The organism is Armatimonadota bacterium (genome assembly GCA_025059775.1).
In the GTDB taxonomy this organism is placed as follows: Bacteria; Sysuimicrobiota; Sysuimicrobiia; order Sysuimicrobiales; family Sysuimicrobiaceae; genus Sysuimicrobium.
This window is the reverse complement of record JANXCW010000003.1, coordinates 60,942-80,576: the sequence shown is the minus strand read 5'-3', so window position 1 is coordinate 80,576 and position 19,635 is coordinate 60,942. Positions and strand designations below refer to the sequence as shown.

Here is a 19,635-nt window from a genome sequence, read left to right as displayed (position 1 = left end):
CCTATCCTCCGGCGCTCCCGCGCTGCAGCTCGGCCCGCTGCAGTCGCCCCACCAAGTACCTCCCGAGGAAAACCGGCACGAGCATGAGCACCGCCACCACACACACCTCCTCCAGCCTTCCCTGTCCCCACAGGTACACGATGCTCACGGAGAGCACCTGGGCCCCTGGAGCGGCCAGCATGATGGAGGCACTCACCTCCCGCACGATGAGCACGAAGCTGAGGATCCAACCCACCGCCACGGAGGGCCACACCAGCCGCGCCACCACACCCCAGAAGGTCCGCCATCCGTTTGCTCCGCATACCCGGGCGCACTCCTCCAGCTCCCCGGACACCTGCGCGAAGGCGCCTGCATGCACCCGAGAGGCCACGGGGAGGCAGAGGGTCACGTAGGCGAACAGCAAGGCCCACACGGTGCCGTAGAGGGAGATGGAGCGGGGAAGAAACGCGTATGCCCACAGGAACGCCACTCCCAGCACCACCCCGGGCATCAGGAGGGGAACCCAGCTGAGGAGATTCACCCCGGCGCGTATCCATCCCGCGGCCCGGCCCCGCACGGAGACGTACGCCACCGCGGCACCCAGGAGCATGGACAGGGTCGCCCCCACCGTGCCCAGCAGGAGGGTGTTGCGGAGGGCTCCCAGGACGAAAGGATCGTGCAACACCCGCTGGTAGTGCTGGAGGGTCCAGGCGTTTGCTCCGTAGAGCCCGAAGAACCGCAAAAAGCTCCCGAGGACGAGCTGCCCCACGGGGAGCCCCACCACGAGGAGGGCGTACAGGAGGCACCCCGTGCACACCACCCAACGCCACCGGCGCAGCCGCACGGGTTTGGGAGCATACCCGCGCCCGGTGATGCTCACGAAGTTTCCTCTCCGCTGCATCTGCCACTGAAGCCCCACCAAGGGAGCAGTGAGCAGCAGCGCCACCACTCCCATGGCTGTGGCCAGGGAGTAGTCCGGGCGATGGCGCTGGTGGATCACCTCGTAGATCTGCGTAGCTAGCATGCGGATCCCCGCGGGGAGTCCCAGGAGCAGCGGCCCCTCGAAGGACTCAAAGCCCCGCACGAAGGAGTACAGAAACGCGTTGGAGACCACGGGGTACATCACCGGAAGGACCACGAGCCAGAAGGTCCGCCAGCGGGAGGCGCCGCACACCCGCCCCGCATCCTCCAGGGTGGCGTCGAAGGCCCGCAGGGGTCCTGTGAGCACGCTGAGCTGGAAGGCGGTGCTGTACTGCACCAGGTACCACACCACACCTCCCGCGGAGTAGATGTTGAAGGGGCCCTCCCCACCGAAGAGCGCCCGGTAGGCGGCGTTCAGCAGACCCGCCCGAGGGGCCGCCAGCATCCCCCAAGCCGCGGCCATCAGCACCGGGGGGATGAAAAGCGGGAGCGTGAACGCGGCTTCCCACAGAGCCGCACCGGGAACATCCGTCCTCGCCACCACCCACCCCAGTGCAAGCCCCAGCACGAGCCCCGCGCCGGACCCCGCGAGCGCGAATCCAAACGTCTCCAGCAGGATCCGGAGGTTCTCCCTGGACCCTAGCGCCCGGTACCCCTGCGCGGTCAAACTCCCGGGATCTCCCGGAGGAGCGCTGTAGAGGCTGCCATAGAGCAGGAAGGCGGTAGGATAGACCACCAGGAGGCCGAGCCCCACTAGGAGCAGGGTAGCCCCCCCCTGCCGCCGGAGCGCTGTTCGGACACCGGGGATTGCAGGGCGCCACGCCTGGGTCCCTACCATGCCATGCTACCGGTAGATCTCCGCGGCCACCTTCAGCAACTCGTCCGCCCGGGGTGGGTCCGTGGTGTCCCACAATCTTGTCCGCATAAGACCCCGTACCTCCGGAGGGGCCTGCAGGATCGTGCCGGCCACCGCGGGCAGGAGGTAGTCCCGGGCCAGCTGTCGTTGTACCTCCTCCGAGAGGAGGAACTCCGCGAACAGCCGCGCCGCGTGGGGATGACGCACGGTCTGGGGCATGGAGACCCCCTGGAACACATAGGGCGCCCCCTCCCGAGGGATGGAGACTTTCACGTTGGGAAGCTCGCGGATCCGGGGATAGAGCCCCAGGGCAAAGGGGTACATCATGGCGAACTCCCCGCGGGCCACGCGGTTGGCGGCCTCCGCGATGGCCCGGGTCAGGAAGGGCCGCTGGGTGGCGAGAACCTCGTGGTAGCGCCGGCCCAGCTGCCTGTACGTGGCGGCGAAGAATACGAAGCCTCCCCCGGGAGCCCGGGGGTCATCCGTGATGAGCTTGCCCCGCCACCGGGGGTCCAGCAGATCCATCCAGCTCCTGGGCTCCTCCTGAGGGGGTACGAGCTGCGTGTTGATGAGGATCCCGTAGAGTTGCACGGCTTCCGTGAGCATCACGTCCGCAATCCCCCACGCCTCCATCTGCAGGCGGATCTGAGCCGAAACCTTCCGTTCGCTCGGCAGGGATCCGATGGGCTGAAGGGTCCGGTCCAGGTTCTTCATCTGCCAGGCGGTGGTGGACCCTACGGTCACGAGGTCTGCCACGGGCCGACCCGCCCGCTGCTCGATGCGCACCCGTTCCACCGCCTCGCTTGCCCGCATGACGCTTACCTCCACCCGGATCCCGTACCTCCGCTGGAAACGTTCCGCGGCGAACTGGATGGTGGGGATGGCACCCCCGTGGCCATCGTAGAGCACGAGCTGGCCTTCCCGCTTGGCCGCCTCCACCACGGATGCCCAGTCCCTGGCGGGAGCGCTCCAGCCTGTAAGTCCTCCCGTCAGGCAGACGGCAATCCCAAGCAGGAACACCGCCCCTACGGGCCGGATGCCCCTTCCTGATCTTGCCCGCATCCTCCACCTCCTGTCTCGCCCTATCGTTGTGGAAACGCCAGGAGACGGTCCGCCTGGGCGACCACCCACACAGGCTCCCCTTCCTCGAACCGCTCGGTCCTGGGAACCTCCACCCGGAACACGCCCGCCTCGCCGCGAACCACCAGGAGCCGGGACTGGCCCCGGAAACGGCTCTGCTCCACCTGCCCGCGCCACACCACCCCTCCTGGAGCGATCGGATCCGGGGTCCGGTGCACCAGGAGATCCTCGCTCCGCACGCATACCTTTACCCGGGTGCCCGCGGGAAGCGGTTCCCGGGCCCTGCACCAACCGTGCCACCCTACTCCCTCCACCTCCACCAGGGCCCCATCCGAGTTTTTCTCACTCCGTCGCACGGTGGCGTCCAGCAACGTAGGAGAGCCCAGGAACTCCGCCACCGTGGCGTCCGCGGGGCGCAGGTAGATCTCCTCCGGAGTGCCCACCTGGAGCACCCGGCCCGCGTGCATCACCACCACGCGGTCCGAGAGCACCATGGCTTCCTCCTGATCGTGGGTGACGTACACGGTGGTCATCCCCAACCGGCGCTGCAGGGCCCGGAGCTCGTTGCGCATCTCCTCCCGCAGCTTCGCGTCCAGGTTGCTGAGGGGTTCGTCCATGAGCAGGACTTCCGGCTCGTACACGATGGCCCGGGCGATGGCCACCCGCTGCTGTTGGCCGCCGCTGAGGGTGGTGGCCGGACGATCCGCCAGGTGGTGGAGCCCCACGAGCTGCAGGACCTCCAGGACCCGCCGCCGGATGGCCTCCGCGGGCCATCGGCGGATCCGGAGGGGGAAAGCCACGTTTCCGAACACCGTCATGTGCGGCCACACCGCGTACGACTGGAACACCATCCCCACGGACCGCCGCTCAGGCGGCACGAAGATCCCCGTCTGGGGATCGCTCACCAGCCGGCCCCCGATGTATACCCGACCCTCGTCCGCCTCCTCCAGTCCCGCCATGATGCGCAAGGTGGTGGTCTTCCCGCAGCCGCTCGGGCCCAGCAGGGTCACGAACTCCCCCTTGGCCACCGACAGGCTGACCCGGTCCACCGCGGTCACGCTCCCAAACCTCCGGGTCACACTTTCTAGCCGAATCTGCGCCTGCTCCGGGCTCCCTTCCGGCCTCCCGTGCGAGATCCGGCTCCCCGCGGCCTCCACCTGCATGCCCCCCTCCTCACGACAGCCGGAGGTTCCTCTCCACAATCCTCGTGAGCTCCCGGAGATCCTCGATCTCGTAGTCCGCGGGGACATCCCCCGCCTCGAAGGTCACGTTCCGGCGCCCCAGCCGCCCCTGCGTGCGCCGCAGCCACGCGGCCTTCATCCCACAGGCGATGGCCCCCTGCACATCGAACTGAGGCGCGGCGCAGTAGAGGACGTCCCGGGGCTCCAGACCCACCTGCCGAAGCACCCAGAAGTACACCCGCGGGTTCGGCTTGTGCACCCGGGCCTGCTCCGTGCTCCCCACGAAATCCGGCCGGAATCCCCGGAGCTTGCTCACGTACATCTCGATGTACTTCGTCTCCACGTCCGAGAAGATGAGGATCTTCACGCCCAGGTCCCGCTGCCGCTGCAGCTCCTCCAGTACCTCCGGAAACGGCTCCACCTGCTCCTGAAGCTCCAGAAAGATCTTCACATCCTCATCCGGGTTTCCCCGGATGCCGTGCAGCCGGTAGGCATATCGCAGCCCGTCCCGGATGTGGTTCGTGAGATCCGCGTACCGGGTAAAGGCCGCGCGACGCTGGAACCCCTCGAACATCACGATCCAGTCCTCCGTGAACTCGTCCACGTCTACGCCGCCGCCGTACTTGGCCACGATGCGCTGCGCCGCTTCCCGCCAGCTCCACGCCCAATCGAACAGGGTGGTCTTGGAGTCATAGAAAATTGCCCTCGGCCACCTTCCCGTTGCCATTTGCTCCCCTCCTTATCGAGTTTTTACTCCACCAGGATGGCGCCATCCCTCAGGGGACGCACGAGCTTCCGGTAGATCTCCAGCCATCCGTGCTCCTCCACCGGGCTGCTCCACGTGCGGGTTCGCCGCCGTGCCTCCAGTTCCTCCGATGAGACCTCGAGATCCACCCGACGCGCCTCGAGATCGATGGTGATCCGATCCCCGTCCTTCACCCACGCGAGGGGACCCCCCTCCGCGGCCTCCGGAGAGACCTCCGCCACCACGAGCCCACGGTTCAGCAGGCCGGAGACCTGCCCATCGCTGACCATCGCCACCCGGCCGCTGAGCCCGGCCCGGTCCAGGGCGAACGCGAACGCGGAGACCATCCCCATGCCGGGCCTCCCTCGGGGTCCCATGCCCCGGATGACCACCACGTGACCAGCTCGCACCTCCCCTTTCCGCAACCCCTCCAAAGCCTGCTCCTGCGATTCGAAGACCTTGGCCCAGCCGGAGAAACGCGACGGGCCTCCTTCCGCCCCCAACCGCACGAGGGCCCCCTGAGGGGCCAGGGATCCCCGCAGGACCAGGAGGGTTCCCCGCCTCCGCCAGGGGCGGTGGAGTGGACGGACTACCTCCTCCCGGGTCACCGTCACGTCCCGGAGGATCTCGCGGAGCGTCCGCCCCGCGACCGTGGGGACGTCTGGAATGAGCAGTGGCTCCAACCGCTTCAGCACGGCCAGGGTCCCGCCCGCTTCCTCCAGTTCCTCAATCCGGTGTTTCCCGTTGGGTCGTACCGCCACCAGGAGCGGCACCTTCTCCTCATACTGCGCGAAGAGCTCGTAGATGTCCACGGGGCAGCGGGCTTCCTTCGCCACCGCCTGGAGATGCTTCACCACGTTGATGCTCGCCCCCACCGCCAGCATCACCAGGACCGCGTTGGTGAACGCCTCCGGCTGCAGGATCTGCCGGGGCCGCACATCCTCCAGCACCAGCTCCACGATGCGCCGACCCGCCTCCTCCACCGTCCTCCACATTCGGGGGCTGTTCGCGAGCACCGGTGTGCTCCCGGGCAACGCCATTCCCAAGGCCTCGCAGGCCATGTGCATGGAGTTCGCGGTTCCCATCCCCGGACACACGCCGGGCCCTCGGATGGCCCGGTCCGCCATCTCCCACACCTGCTGGAGATCGCAGGCCCCTGCGGCGGCGCCGGAGGCGTGCAGGAACACATCCTCGATGTCCACCGGTTCTCCCCGGTATTCGCCGCTGGGCTGGTACCCGCATGCCACGATAAGGGTCGGAAGATCCAGGCGGGCTGCGGCCATGAGGTGGGCGGGCACGGTTTTGTCGCAGGAGGAAAGACAGATCATGCCATCCAGCAGCGCCCCTTCCACCGCTACTTCGATGTCGTTCACGATGAGGTCCCGGGCGCTCAGCACATACCCTCCACCGTGCCCCGCGCTGGTGATGAAGTCCGCGGGGGCCGTCGTCCGGATCTCGAAGGGAACCCCTCCCGCGGACCGGATGGTCTCCTTGAGCCGGGCCGCGATTCCGTCCAGGTGTCGGAAGCACATGGCCAGTTCCGAGGAGCTGTTGACGATGGCGATCTTGGGCCGCTCCAGCTCCTCCTCGGTGAGGCCCATGGCGCGCCAGTGGGCCCTCCGCACGGCCCATCGAGGGGATTCCTCCGATAGGCAGCTTCGCCATCGCATCCGCCGTCCTTCCGCTGACCGCAGGGCTCCGTCCATGCCGCACCTCCCTTTTTATCCCACGCTTTGCGGCCACCTGCCGCCCGACACGAAGCTCCCGAGGAGGTTCCCCCGGGTGATGGGCACCAGGAGGAAAGAGGGAAACCGGGCGTTCCGGTAAACGGTGATGCGGGAAGGGGCCTGCCGCCGGAGGCTGCCGCTTCCGATCCCCTCCAGAGGGGTGGTGGGAGGATCCTCCGCGGAGCTCAGCTTGAGCCGCAGGCGCTCCCCGGGCCGCAGCAACACCCCTGTAGGGACGATGTTGAGGAAGAACTCGTAGATCTCCCCAGGCCGCAGCGGCTCCCGGCGGTCGTGCGGGTGATGCACCTCCCACGGGGTGGAGGCATCCCAGTCCACATGACGCTGAGAGCCCCGCAACCACCCGCGGGTTAAGAGCTTCCGGCTGCCCTCCCGATCTTCCCGGTACACCGAGGCCACCCAGAACAGTTCCGTATCCGTGCTGCTGGCATAGAGCTTGAGGACCATGGGTCCGAGGATCTCCGTGGTCTCCACCATCGGCGGGGTCGCGTACTCCAGGGCCCCCCGGTACCAGGGGGAGTCCTCGAACGCGTCGCTGCCCTCCTCCCCAAAGGGTTCACGGTCCAGGAGCAGTCCTCCCTCGTGCAGGAAGAAGGGCACCCACCGCGTACCCGGAACCGGCCAGTCCGTAGTCTCCCGCCATTCCTCCAGGCCCACGACGAACAGTCGAACTGGGGGCTCCTCGAGGATGCGGGTCTCCATTCCCTTGAGCCAGTAATCGAACCACCGAAGGGCTTCGAAATGGAGCTGGTAGAGGGGACGATCCAGGTACACCGGGGGCCCGATCAGCATCTTCTTGGGACCCCGCATCTGTCGCCAGCTCCGAAATGCCCCGGGCAGGTGGAGGCCGAAGATCCCCCAATCTCCTCCCAGATACGCAGGGATCTCGATGTCCCTCAGCCGTGCGGAGCGCTCCTTCCAGAACTCATCGTACAGGGGATGCAGGAGAACATCCACGATGAAGGGATGCATCCCTTCCTCCGGATTCTGAAGCGCAGAACGGAGTTCCGGAATGCTCCATAGATCCTCGTCCTCCAGGAGCCCCGCGATGGCCTCCCGGTAAGCTCGTTCCCCCAGAATGGCCTTGGTGTGGTTTGCCGGCCGGCATCTGGCGTAGGAGAGGGAGGTACGGCTCCACCCCACGAGCCAGTCGTAGGCCAGAATCCCCCCGCGATACATCACGTCCCGGTAGAAGTCCGTGGAGGCCCATGGGCAGAACAGGCACGTTAGTCCTTCCGGATGCTCTGCGGCCACGAACAGCTGGATCCGCGCAAAATAGGAGACCCCAAACATGCCCACCCGACCGCTGCACCAGGGCTGTTGCCGGATCCATCGGATGAGCTCGCACACGTCCTGGGCCTCCCGTCGACCCATGAACTGCCAGAGTCCCTCCGACCGCCCCGTCCCCCGCACGTTGCAGATCGCGTGCACGTAGCCCCGGCGGGCGAAGAAGTACGGATCTCCCGCTTCCAATGAGGCGTTGGTTCTCTCCTGGCCCGGATGGCGCCATCGGGTGGTGGAGAGGGGCCCGGGCCGGATGGGAGCCGCCTGTCCGGTAGGTTCGTACGGATGGCAACCCAGAATGACGGGGAAGCGGCCGTCGGCGTCTGGCCGAAAGATGTCGCAGCTCAGATGTACTCCGTCGCTCATTGGAACCCGAATGCCCCGCTCAACCACTACGCCGTACCGTCGGCTGGAAGTTCGCCAGTCTGTACCAAAGGAGCTCCCTGTCAGGCAATCCCTCGGATCCACGGCAGCGCCCTCTACGGACTTAGTCGCGGATTCCCCTTCGGCGCAGGTGTTCGTGCGCCCTCTGCAGGAACCCGAAGTCTACGAGCTCTTCGGTGGGCACCACTCCCCCGATGGCCTTGCGGGCCACCATGAATTCCTGGAGCGGCCGCAGGTATCTCACATCGAAAGTCCCATCCGGCCGCAGATCCGGCCAGATCATCCGCTCCCAAACCACCCCTTCGTACTGCAGATACCTGCTTAGAATCCGCCGTATCTCTTCCAGCCGACCCTCCCGCCGGGCCCGTTCGTAGTACCGCAGACCCCGTACGTAGGCCGCCATCCACCGGGTTCCCAGATCCCGCTCCTGAACCATCCGTTCCCCGTAGAAGAGGACGCCGATGGGGAAATCGGGGAGCACCCGGTCCAAGGTCATCAGATCCCGGGCGACGTTCAACCCCTCCACCGCCACCGTCCGGGAAGGCTCGATCATGAGTGCCGCGTCCACGGACCCGTTCTGCAGGGCGATGGGCATGTCCACAAACCGCAGGGTTACCAGCTGTACGTCGTCCAGGGTGAGGCCTGCGGTCCGCAGGGCCTCCTGGAGTTCGAATGCCACCGCCCCGCTGGGACTGCTCACCGCGATCCTCCGGCCCCGGAGGCCCGCCACCGTTCGCAGTCCCCGTTCAAAGAGATCGCGACGGACCACCAGCACCTGCTGCTTCATGCTCCCCTTTGTGGCCACCGCCCGCATCCGAATCCCCTGGCGTACCGCGTTGATGAACGCCGCATCCATCGCCCCGCCCGCCACCGGGAGCTCTCCCGTGGCCACAAAGGGAATCATCTCCCCGCCCGTCCGGAAGGTGTTCTGGACCATCACCTCCACCCGCTCCTCCCGGAAGAACCCCTTCTCCTGGGCTATGTAGATCCCTGCATCCGCCGTGGTGCCTACGGTTCCCACCCGGATGCGTTCCAGACGCTCCTGCCCGGCCAGTGCCCCTGGCCAGAGGACCGATAGGAACAGCACGACAGCTCCCGCCCGCCACAGTCCTCCCATGGGCTCCCTACCCTCCCCTTCCTTTGTCCTCCTCCGGAACAAGTGCCACGGCCCGGACCCATCCCGCTCCCGAGCCTGCCAGTTTGATGGGAAACGCCGCCACCCAGAACCCCCACGCTCGACCGATGGCCTTCAGGTTGCACAGCTTTTCGATCTGGCAGTACTCCCGCTCCCGTCCCGCATAGTGCGCAGGGAACAGAGCCTTTGTCCCCATCTGCTGGTAGGCATCCGCCATCACCCGAAACGGCCGATCCAGACTGTACGCGTCGATTCCGATCACCCGAATCCCCTGATCCAGCAGCCACAACAGACCCTCCCGGGAAAGTCCGGGGTGTGCCTCCAGGTACTCCCTCATGCCCAGATAGGCGTCGCACCCGGTATGGAGCAGGACGATGTCCCCTGGCCTGAGGGTGTAGCCGATCTCCCGCACGGATCGTTCCAGGTCCGCCTGGAGGATCTCCTCCCCCGCCCCCCGATGGCTCACATCCAGCACCACCCCGGGGCCGAAGCACCACTCCAGGGGGATCTCGTCGATGAACCGCGCTCTCCGCCCTCCGGAGGTGGGACCATAGTGCCAGGGGGCATCCATGTGGGTACCCACGTGGGTGATGAGGCGCCACTCCTCGTTGGCAAGGTGGAGCCCCTCCGGGAACTCATCGGGGGCGATACCGAAGGCCGCGGCTCTCTGGAGAGCCGCGGCCCGGTGATCCACCCGCCGGACCTCCGCAGGCCAGGGTTCGTCCGGGCTAGCGTGGTCCACGCGCACGCTTAAGTCCACGATTCGGAACTTCACGTTTCCCCACCCTGCAGCAACCGCGGCACAAACGGGATCAACCCCCCCGCCCGCAGCATTTCGAGGAGGAAGGGAGGGGTGGGCTCCCCCCGGAGCTCCCGGCCCGTGGTCTCGTTACGAACCCATCCGCTCTCCAGGTCCACCTCCAGGATGTCCCCTTCCCGCACGGCCTCCGAGATCCCCGGGCATTCCACAACGGCAAGGCCGATCTCGAAGGCGTTTCGGTAGAAGGTGCGGGCGAAGCTTTCGGCCACCACGCAGGCCACGCCCGTGGCCTGAATGGCCTTGGCCGCGATGGCCCGGCCGGAGGACTGTCCGAAGTGTTTCCCCGCCACCACGATGTCTCCGGGTTGCACGCGCTCAGGAAACTCCGGCTTCAAGTTCACCAGCACGTGTCGCACGATCTCCGACATGGGACGGTACACCAGATGCGAGGGCACGATCTGATCCGTGGGGATGTGGTCCCCGAACTTCCAGCACCGTCCACGGAACCGCATCTTACTTCCCTCCCTCTCCGAGGAACTCCCGGGGATCTGCGATGCAACCGGCTACGGCGGAAGCGGCCACCGTAAGTGCGCTGGCCAGGTACATCCGAGCCTCCGGGCTCCCGTTGCGGCCGGGGAAGTTGCGGGAATGGGTGGAGATCATGGCCTCGCCCGCCGCCATGGCTCCCATGTTAATGGCCTGGTTGCTCCCTGCGCTGGGGGGAAACCACGTCGCTCCCGCCTCGTGCAGAAGCTCCACGAGGCCTTCTCGGAGAGCCTGGGCGAAGACCGCGCGGCTTGCCGGCACGATGTTGAACTTCACCTCCGGGTGCTTTCTGCGACCCCTCAAGATCCGTGCCGCAAGCCGGATGTCCTCGATCCGACACCCGCCGTGCCCTCCCAGCTCCGCCCACTGAACGGGAGTACCCGCCACCTCCGTCACCGACTTCACATTTCCCACCGTGGGTGGACAGGCCACCTGGGGCTCTAGATCGCTCACGTCGTACCGCCACACCGCCTCATACGCCCGATCCGGATCTCCCCGCACCACTTCATAGGGATCCGCGGTAACGGATCGGACGAAGGCTTCGGTGACCTCATCCGGTTCGATGTACCCGCACTTCGCGCCCACATCCACCGTGATGAGGGGGAACAGCCAGCGGTCCCAGAAGCCCAATCGCCGGATGTAGGGGCCATCGAACTCCAGGGCCTTATAGATGGCGCCCCCTTCCCCGATGGTGGCCGCAAGCCACAGGGCCGCATCTCGGGGGGTCACACCGGGGCGATGCTCCCCGGTGAGCTCAATACGGACGGTATGAGGTACCCGGAACCAAGCCTTCCCGTAGGGGAACCCCAGGGCGGCGTGGGAATCGTTGCCCAGGGCCGCCGCAAAACAGCCAAGCGTCCCGTGGACCGGGGTGTGGCTGTCGGAGCCCACCACCACCATCCCCGGGCGCACGAGCCCAGCCCACACCGCCACATTGTGGATGTTGCCGTGCCCGCAGTCAAACAGCCGGATCCCGTACCGCCGGGCAAAGGCCCGGTTCTCCTCCAGCAGCCGCGCACCCTCCTCCGTGGGGGGGGAGAAGTGGTGGTCGAAGACCATCACCACCCGCTCCGGGTGCCGCATGGGCAGCCGCACCTTCTCCTCGAACACTCGGGCCGTCAGGTATCCGCTGAGGTCGTGGAGCAGGATGAGGTCCACCTTCGCCACCACCACCTCTCCGGGCTCCACCCGGGTGCGCCCGCTGGCGCGCGCCAGGATCTTCTCCACCATGGTCATGGGACGATGCCCTCCACCGCTCACGCCATCCCTCTGGAAGGCCCGACCAGTTCCTCCATCCGGAGGAACTCCCGGGTGATCTCCTTCTCTAGGGCGAACAGTCGGTCGTCCTCGTATGCCCTCGGATACGGCACCGGCACGGGCACGTCCAGATAGATCCGGGCGGGCCGGGGGGTCACCACCACCACCCGGGTCGACAGATATACCACTTCCCGAATGCTGTGCGTCACGAACAGAACCGTCCGACCCGTGGCCTGCCAGATCCGCACGAACTCCTCCCGCATCCGACGGGCCGTGATCTCATCCAGGGCGGAAAACGGCTCATCCGCCAACAGCACCTCCGGTTCTACCGCCAGCGCTCGGGCGATGGCCACCCGTTGTTGCATCCCTCCGGACACCTGCAGTGGGTAGTAGTGCGCAAACTCCCGGAGTCCCACCAGGGCCAGGTACCGATCCGCCCGGGCCTCCCGCTCCTCGCGCGGCAAGCGCATCTCCTCCAGCGGGAGCAGCACGTTCCCCCGCAGGGTGCGCCAACTGAGCAATCGCGGCTGCTGGAACACGTACCCCACCCGCACCCCGCTTTGCTCCACCTCCCTTCCATCCATCCAGATCCGCCCCTCCGAAACGGATTCCAATCCCGCCAGGATGTTCAGCAAGGTGGATTTCCCGCATCCCGAGGGCCCCACGATGGAGACCAGTGCCCCTTCCTCGATTTCCAGGTCCAGTCGCTCCAGGACCACGAGCCTCCCGCCCCGGGGGAGCCGGAACCACTTCGAGACCCGTTCCATCCGGATCTTGGGGATTGCCCGCACGGGCTCCCTTCCTACGCCGAGACCCTGGGCCGCCATCGGGTCACCCACCAATCCAGGGGTTTGAGCACCAGGAATTCGAAGAGCACGAGCACACCCGTGAACGTCAGGGTCCACGCCAGCACCTGCCGCATGGAGAACATGCCGTACCAGTAGTGCAGCATGTACCCCACACCGCTCGACAGCCCGATCAGCTCCACCACGGTGGCGATCTTCCACGAGGTTCCCAGGGCATACCGCATCGCGGCCAGCAGATAGGGCACGGTCTGCGGGAGGACCACCTTCAGGACCAGGGACCTCCGGCAGAGCCGGAAGGCTTTGCCCATGTGCACCAGGGAGAGATCGATGGCCTTCACCCCCTGCCACATGTTGATGGCGATGGCAGGAAACGCGGAGATCCCGATGGCGGCAAACGCCGCGAGGTCGTTAAGGCCGAACCAGAGGACGCTCACGATTCCGTACACCACGGCGGGGATGGTGAGGCCCACCAGGACCCAGGTGTCCAGCATCCACTCCCCCACCCGGGAGATCCCCATAACCACCCCGATCAACGTACCTCCCCCCAGGGCCAGTCCCATGCCCACCAGCACCCGCCGTACGGTGACGCCGATGTGGTAGAAGGTCTCCGGCTGGTGGAGATTCCGCCAGATGGTCTGCAACACCGCGGAGGGCCCCGGCAGGACCGTCTCGGGGAGCATGGAAGCAGCCCCAGCCCAGACCAGCAGCATCCCCGTAACTCCCAGGAGCCGGAAGGACCAGTTCCGCCAGGCCATGGGGCCGAACCTACTGCCGCGGCTGCAGATCCAGCCGCATGAGTCCTGGAGGAATATCCCGGACGAACCGTTCCGGGCCCAACACCTCGATCAGAATCCGGATGAACTGCTCCTGCACCCTCCGTTGCGCTTCGTCCCAGTTCCGGATGAACCGGCTTCCCATCCGTTGACGCAGCAGTACCGCTGCGGCCTCCGGGCTGGGGAACTCCAGCTCCCGGGCGTACTCCACCCACACCTGGCGCTGCCGATCCACGTACCGCATGGTGTCCTTGTACGCAGCCGAGAAGGCCCGCAGCACCTCCGGACGCCGGCGGGCGTAGTCCTCCGTGGTGGCCATCACCACGTGGGCCGCCACCCGCCCAAACCGCTTCTGGAAATCCTCCGTGAGGTCGCTCACCACCCGATAGCGACCTTCGAGGAACACCTTGACGCCGTCCACGGTACCGAACAACGCCGCCGCCAGTTCCCCCCGATCCATAAGCCCCTTAAGGGCCGGATTAGGTGCGGAGATCAGCTGGGCCTCCCGTTCCAGATCTATCCCGTACACGTACCGCCCCACGGCCATCAGCATGGCATACGTAGCGCTTCCCGGGCCACTGAACGTCCCCACCTTCTTTCCCCGAAGGTCCGCCAGGGTCCGCACGGGGGAGGCCTGGGGCGCAAGGACCAAGTTTGATGGGCCCGTGAGCACGTTGAAGATCACGACTCCCTTCCCCTCCGCCCGTGCCTTCACCGCCCCCACCAGGCCCATGAACCCGACGTCCACCAGTCGCTCCGCCACCGCCTGGTCCGCGAACTGGGGCTGAAGCACCCGCCGGATGTCCAGCACCAGGTTGTACTTACGGTCAAATCCCTGTTTTTGCATCACGTTGATCACGAAGTCCTGCACTCCAGGAATGACCACCACCCGAACGGTGGTTGGCTCCGGAAGGCGCACGGAATCCGAGACGGACGGGCCGGCCAGAGCGCCAAAGGAGCCGACCAGGACGAGCACGCTCAGACCTGCGAGCATCCATCCACGCCTCTGCATTTTCCCCTCCCCCTTCCCTGGTTAGACTTCTACCGGTACGGTGCGCGGATCCGTGATCACCCCCGTGATGGCCGAGGCCGCGGCGGTGGCGGGACTGCAGAGGTAGATGGAGGCGTGGTAGCTCCCCATGCGGCCCTGAAAGTTCCGGTTGGCGGTGCTGAGACACACCTCCCCGTCCGCGAGTGCTCCTCCGTCGCCCGCGCACGCCCCGCACCCCGGGTTTGTGATGAGGGCCCCTGCTTCCAGGAAGACGGAGAAGATCCCATCCTCCACCATCCGCCGCACGGTCTCCTTGCTGGCGGGGGTGACGATGAGGCGCACGCCCGGAGCGACCTTTCGTCCCCGCAGGTAGCGGGCGGCCTCCACCAGATCCTCGTACTTCGCATTGGCGCACGAGCCGATGAACACCTGATCCACCCGGGTCCCCGCCACCTCCGTCACCGGCTTCACGTTGTCCACGGTATGGGGACAGGCCACCTGCGGCACCAGAGCCCGGCCATCCACGGAGATCACCCGGCGGTAACGGGCATCCGGATCCGGGAAGACCTCCTCGTACTGGTCGAGGTACACTCCCCGTGCCGCCAGATACTCCCGGGTGACGTCGTCCGGAGGGACATAGGCGCACTTGGCCCCCAGCTCCATGGCGAGGTTGCAGAGCGTCATGCGCTCGGAGACCGAGAGCCCCCGGATGTACGATCCCGTGAACTCCACGGAGCAGTACGTGGCGCCGTCCGCGGTGAGGTCTCCGATGAGCTTCAGCATCACGTCCTTGGCGCTACAGCCGGGCGCCAGAGGTCCCTCGATGGCCACCTGGATCGACTCCGGAACCCGCATCCACAGCCGCCCCGTCGCCCAGGTGGCGGCCAGCTCGCTGAACCCCACCCCGGTTCCGAAGGCACCCAGGGCTCCGTAGATGGTGGAGTGCGAATCTGTGCCGATCAGGAGCATGCCGGGCCGCACGTATCCTTCCTCCATGAGGACCACGTGGGCGATCCCCGCCTCCATGTCGTAGAACTTCCGGATCCCGTGCCGTCGGGCGAACTCCCGGCACAGCTTCATGTCGGCCGCGGTCTTGGCGGTCTTGGGCGGGGAGATGTGGTCCATGACCATGGCGATCCGATCCGGGTCGTACAGCCGCTCCACGCCCAACTTCTCCAGGGTCCGGATGCACCGCCAGGAGGCCATGTGGCTCATATACAGATCCGGGTACACGTCCACGATCTGGCCCGCGTCCACGTACAGAAGGCCCGCGGCCCGGGCCAGCACCTTCTCCGCAAAGGTCTTCGGCCCGGCTGTTCCGCAAGGGGCCGGCCGTGGCTTTGTGGCCTCGCCACGGGCGAGGTACGGGATAAGGCCACCCGCGGCCAGGATCTCCCGAATGGTCTCTGGGTACGGCCGGAAGCGATAGGTGCGGCCATCCACCTCCACCGTTCCTGCCGCGAGATCCACCCACACCTCCGATCCGTCCTCCGCGGCATCCGCGGCCTCTGGGCACTCCACCGCCACAAGCCCCGTGTTGATGGCGTTGCGGAAGAAGGTGCGGGCGAAGGACCAGGCCACCACGGCCTGGATCCCCGCGCCCACCAGGCACGTGGCGGCCTGCTCCCGGGCGCTCCCGCATCCGAAATTCCGGCCGGCCACCACCACTTGGCTTCTGCGGAGGCGTGCCTGCACCTCCGGGCCGAGGGGCTCGAAGGCGTGTTGGGCGAGCTCTGCAGGATCAATGCTCACCAGGTACCGACCTGGGATGATCACATCCGTGTTCACGTTATGGCCGAACCGGATACACTTTCCGCCCACTCGGCTGGACATCCGCTCTCCCTCTCCTTCCTCAGGGCGTGGTCTCCTCCAGGAACCACTCCTCGGGAATCGTGCGGCCCAATCCCAGGGCCTCCGCCTTCGCCAGGACCCGGGCACCTACGGCCGCGAACTGGATTCCCATCCCCGTGTTGTTGGCGAATACCGTGATCTGATCCGGGTAGGTGCGCCCGGGAGCCCGTCCGACCAGTATCTCCCCCAGCTCCCGAATCTCCTCCCGCCGCTTCCTTCCCCGCCGCACGGGTCCCAGGATGTCAATCTGGTTGTCATGCTCCACCTGCTCGTTGGAAAGCACCACGATCACGTCCGCCCGATCGAAGGTGGCGTCATCGAGCTCCCGGCGCATGGCGGTTCCATCCGGGCTGGTGATGCAGGTCACGTGCGTCCCTGGCTCCAACCAGGCACCGTCGAAACAGGGATCCATGGCCGCGGTGGCGCACGTGACGATCTGGCAGCCTTCCACCGCCTCACGGGGATGGTCCACGGCGACCACGCGCTTTCCCGTGCGCTCGCTCCACTGAGCGGCGAAGGCTTCCCGGTGCTCCCGGGTTGGGCTGTAGACCCGGACCTCCTCGATGGCGGGACGGACCAGCAGCAGGGCCTCCAGGTGCGCGCCAGCCTGCCATCCGGACCCGAACAGACCCGCCACCCGCGCGTCCGGATTGCTCAGTTCCCGGATCCCGAGGGCACTGGTCGCCCCTACCCGCATCTTCTGAATCACACTGTCGTGGAGGATGGCGAGGGGCGCCAGATCCCGGAGGCTGAACAGGAAGATCAACCCCACGTACCGGCCTCCTGGGGCCACGGGCAGAAGCCGCCGTCGCTTCACCCCATCCGGGAGGGTCTCCACCCCCGCGAGGTCCGAGGTGATCCGGAGAGCCCACACCCCCGCGCTCACGCATCCCCCTTCCTGGGACTTGAACCGGAATCGGAATCCGGGATAACGGGGGTCCTCCAGGGGAAAGTAAGTATGGTTCCGGGGCCGGTTCGCGCCGAGCCCTTGGGCCAGCTCCTTATAGGCCTGCTCCAGGGCCTCCATGCAGTCCTGCATGGTGAGCACCTGGGTGATCTCCTCGTTGGTGAGGATCCGCATCCCTCCCTCCTATCCGCCTTCCACCCGCACCACCGGATCCGGGGGCAATCGGTCCGTAAGCCAACGCACTCCGTCCCTATACACCTCGTATGTATCCGCGGCCACCCACCGCGTCCCATCCGGCCCCCATAGCCGGAGCTCGAGGGAAACCACGGTGCCCTCAGCAAGCGGCTCGTCCCGCACCTGCGGCAGTCGATGCTCCCCTCGGGTCTCGAGATCCACGTGCTCCACCACGTCCACAGACCACCGTTCGTCCGGTCGGCTCCCCAGCCATGCCCGGACCTCCGCCTCCACCTGCCTGATCTGCACACCAGCCCTCAGGGTCGTGGTGGCCCTCCGGTAGGCCTCCGCGAACCGCTCCCCCGCCTCCAGACGGGCCCGGTCCTCCAGGACCGTGCGCGCCGCGTGGGCCCAGTATCCCCGCCAGTCCACCAGGACCTCTATGGACCATCCCCTTCCGGGTCCGGGATCCCACCACAGGACCACGTCCCGGACCCCTGCACTCCGCACCTCCCGCTCCGCGGCGGCCACCCGCTCTGACCTTTCGCCGGGCGTGCTGGCGGCCACGGCCACCGCGGTGGCTGCCAGCCTTGCACTCTGCCGGAGGAGCTGGCGCTCCGCCTCGGAAGGACGGCGTCGCAACCCCCGAACCACCGATCCCAGATCGCGTACGGGGCGGTCCACAAGCCGCTTCCGGACGGCTTCCACCAGGGGAGCAGGCCACCACATCTCCTCCACCAGTCCCACGCTTCCCCCGGGATGCTCGGCGGCAACGGCCTCCACCAGGGCGGCAAGGTCCTGGCCGCTCCTCAGGTCTCCGACCGTGGAGATGGACCGCATCCAGGGATGTACCCGGGGGGAGAGTTTGGTAAGGAACACGGGCATTCCCTCGGGGGGGACTGCAAGGATGCCTTCATTCCAGTACAGGCAGAGGTTGGTGAGGTATGTGATGTCTCCGGACCGGTACACATCCCCGTAGATCAGTCCCAGCCCGCAGCCGATGGCGCGAAGACGATCCTGGAGCGCTCCCACCCGCCGGGTGTACTCTTCCAGGGCCACGTCAAGCGGATCGAGGACCACAAGCCCGCGCTTCACGGGTTCCTCCCTACACGGCGAACAGGATGGGTTCTGTGCGGACCAGTCGCTTGCAGCCCTCCCGGGTGACCACCACGGGATCCCCCAGCACGAAGTAGCCCGCCAGCGGTGTGTAGGTGTTTGGGTGCACGATGAGTACCGTGTTCTCCTCCAGAGGGATCTCTACACCCTCCAGGAGGGTGGGCCACTCGTCCAGGTGCAGGCCATGTCCGTGTCCCCGCACCCGGGTGTACCGGCTCGTGCAGTACTCCCCGTAGCCGTACTTCCGGAAGACGTCGTTCTGGGCCTTCGCCACCTCGTGGGCGGTGACACCTGGTCGGCAGGCCGCCAAGCCCGCCTCCATCGCCTCCCGGAACAGCTCCAGCGACCGGATCTGAGGCTTCGTAGGCGCTCCCACCACCGCGGTCCGGCAGATCTGGGCCCAGTACCCGTTGACCTGAGGGGTGAGCTCGGTGCGCACGAGATCCCCCCGCTCGATGCGACGTCGGCCGGGCGGGGTCATCCCTCTCACCTCGTCCCTGCCGGAGGCGATGAGCAGGAAGTTGTCCTCCGCCCCAAGCCGCTTCAGCGTCCCCTCCACCTCCGCCACCACCTCGTACTCCGCGACGCCTGGTCGGAGGGCATGCAGAAATGCTTCCCACCCCACCTCGCACACCCGGGCTGCCCTTCGAACCTGCTCCACCTCCCAGGGGCTTTTGGTCATGCGGAGGCGATCCAATAGGTCGGTGGCGGGTACCCAGCGCGTACGGGGAAACTCCCTCCGGAGCGCCCTCCCAAGGGCCTCCGGCACGAGCTCCCACAGGGCTACCCCGACCCGGTCCGGGGATCCCCCCTCACGGATCCGGCTCACGAGCTCCGCACACTCAGGGAACCCAAGCGGGCGAACATCCTGAACCCAGCCAGCTTGTTCCACAGCGGACCGGTCTTCCTCCCGGGAGACGAAGGCGGCAGGCTCCCCGACCGCAGGCAGGTAGACCGCGGAGAAGCCTCCCCGGATCCGGGCCCCGGTGAGGTAGCGCACGTTCTCCCGCCGCCATGCGGGACCCCACAGGAGCAGCCCCTCCAGTCCGGCCTCCGCCATGGCCGCCCGGATTCGGCGGATCCGCCAATCCCGTTCCTCCCGCGGAGGTGGTTGTGTGGACACCGTGATTCCCTCCGCCAGCCG

16 protein-coding genes and 2 pseudogenes are annotated in these 19,635 nt (G+C 67.0%); all 18 read right to left on the bottom strand.

The genetic code is table 11. The features are described 5' to 3' along the window. Position 1: 1 nt before the first annotated feature. Entirely contained in the window at positions 2 to 1,654 is a 1,653-nt protein-coding gene (locus N0A24_03050) for an iron ABC transporter permease (protein ID MCS7172379.1), read from the bottom strand. 90 nt (positions 1,655 to 1,744) lie between these two features. Further along, the gene (locus N0A24_03045; GenBank protein ID MCS7172378.1) at positions 1,745 to 2,818 is read right to left on the bottom strand and encodes an extracellular solute-binding protein; all 1,074 of its coding nucleotides are present in this window, start codon (positions 2,816 to 2,818) and stop codon (positions 1,745 to 1,747) included. A gap of 20 nt (positions 2,819 to 2,838) precedes the next feature. Further along, a complete protein-coding gene (locus N0A24_03040) occupies positions 2,839 to 3,999 on the bottom strand; it encodes an ABC transporter ATP-binding protein (GenBank protein ID MCS7172377.1) in 1,161 nt (386 codons plus the stop codon). Positions 4,000 to 4,009: 10 nt separating this feature from the next. Continuing rightward, a complete protein-coding gene (locus tag N0A24_03035; GenBank protein MCS7172376.1) occupies positions 4,010 to 4,744 on the bottom strand; it encodes an HAD hydrolase-like protein in 735 nt (244 codons plus the stop codon). A 23-nt stretch (positions 4,745 to 4,767) separates the two neighbouring features. Next, positions 4,768 to 6,432, bottom strand: coding sequence for a dihydroxy-acid dehydratase (locus N0A24_03030; protein ID MCS7172375.1), 1,665 nt, complete (start codon positions 6,430 to 6,432; stop codon positions 4,768 to 4,770). 51 nt (positions 6,433 to 6,483) lie between these two features. Continuing rightward, on the bottom strand, positions 6,484 to 8,157 hold the full coding sequence (locus N0A24_03025) for a CocE/NonD family hydrolase (protein ID MCS7172374.1): 1,674 nt from the start codon (positions 8,155 to 8,157) through the stop codon (positions 6,484 to 6,486). A 121-nt stretch (positions 8,158 to 8,278) separates the two neighbouring features. Further along, positions 8,279 to 9,292 carry an ABC transporter substrate-binding protein gene (locus tag N0A24_03020; GenBank protein ID MCS7172373.1) on the bottom strand — a complete coding sequence of 338 codons (1,014 nt, stop codon included), beginning with the start codon at positions 9,290 to 9,292 and terminating at the stop codon, positions 8,279 to 8,281. A gap of 7 nt (positions 9,293 to 9,299) precedes the next feature. Next, positions 9,300 to 10,085 carry a cyclase family protein gene (locus N0A24_03015; GenBank protein MCS7172372.1) on the bottom strand — a complete coding sequence of 262 codons (786 nt, stop codon included), beginning with the start codon at positions 10,083 to 10,085 and terminating at the stop codon, positions 9,300 to 9,302. Beyond that, positions 10,082 to 10,582, bottom strand: coding sequence for a 3-isopropylmalate dehydratase (locus N0A24_03010; protein ID MCS7172371.1), 501 nt, complete (start codon positions 10,580 to 10,582; stop codon positions 10,082 to 10,084). The genes N0A24_03015 and N0A24_03010 overlap by 4 nt, the downstream gene beginning before the upstream one ends. 1 nt (position 10,583) lies before the next feature. After that, positions 10,584 to 11,852: an aconitase/3-isopropylmalate dehydratase large subunit family protein gene (locus tag N0A24_03005; GenBank protein MCS7172370.1), complete on the bottom strand. Its 1,269-nt coding sequence runs from the start codon at positions 11,850 to 11,852 to the stop codon at positions 10,584 to 10,586. 20 nt (positions 11,853 to 11,872) lie between these two features. After that, entirely contained in the window at positions 11,873 to 12,700 is an 828-nt protein-coding gene (locus N0A24_03000; protein MCS7172369.1) for an ABC transporter ATP-binding protein, read from the bottom strand. Beyond that, complete coding sequence (locus N0A24_02995) at positions 12,676 to 13,434, bottom strand: ABC transporter permease (protein ID MCS7172368.1); 759 nt, start codon at positions 13,432 to 13,434, stop codon at positions 12,676 to 12,678. Before N0A24_02995 ends, N0A24_03000 begins: the two co-directional genes overlap by 25 nt. A 10-nt stretch (positions 13,435 to 13,444) precedes the next feature. Next, positions 13,445 to 14,464, bottom strand: coding sequence for an ABC transporter substrate-binding protein (locus N0A24_02990; GenBank protein ID MCS7172367.1), 1,020 nt, complete (start codon positions 14,462 to 14,464; stop codon positions 13,445 to 13,447). A gap of 21 nt (positions 14,465 to 14,485) precedes the next feature. After that, a pseudogene (locus tag N0A24_02985) lies at positions 14,486 to 15,748 on the bottom strand (3-isopropylmalate dehydratase large subunit). A gap of 60 nt (positions 15,749 to 15,808) precedes the next feature. Further along, positions 15,809 to 16,276, bottom strand: a pseudogene (locus N0A24_02980) (3-isopropylmalate dehydratase). A 19-nt stretch (positions 16,277 to 16,295) separates the two neighbouring features. Beyond that, positions 16,296 to 17,375, bottom strand: coding sequence for an ornithine cyclodeaminase family protein (locus N0A24_02975; protein MCS7172366.1), 1,080 nt, complete (start codon positions 17,373 to 17,375; stop codon positions 16,296 to 16,298). 9 nt (positions 17,376 to 17,384) lie between these two features. After that, positions 17,385 to 18,470, bottom strand: a complete 1,086-nt coding sequence (locus N0A24_02970) for a hypothetical protein (protein ID MCS7172365.1) — start codon at positions 18,468 to 18,470, stop codon at positions 17,385 to 17,387. Between the two features lie 10 nt (positions 18,471 to 18,480). After that, a complete protein-coding gene (locus N0A24_02965; GenBank protein ID MCS7172364.1) occupies positions 18,481 to 19,614 on the bottom strand; it encodes a Xaa-Pro peptidase family protein in 1,134 nt (377 codons plus the stop codon). Between the last annotated feature and the right edge of the window lie 21 nt (positions 19,615 to 19,635).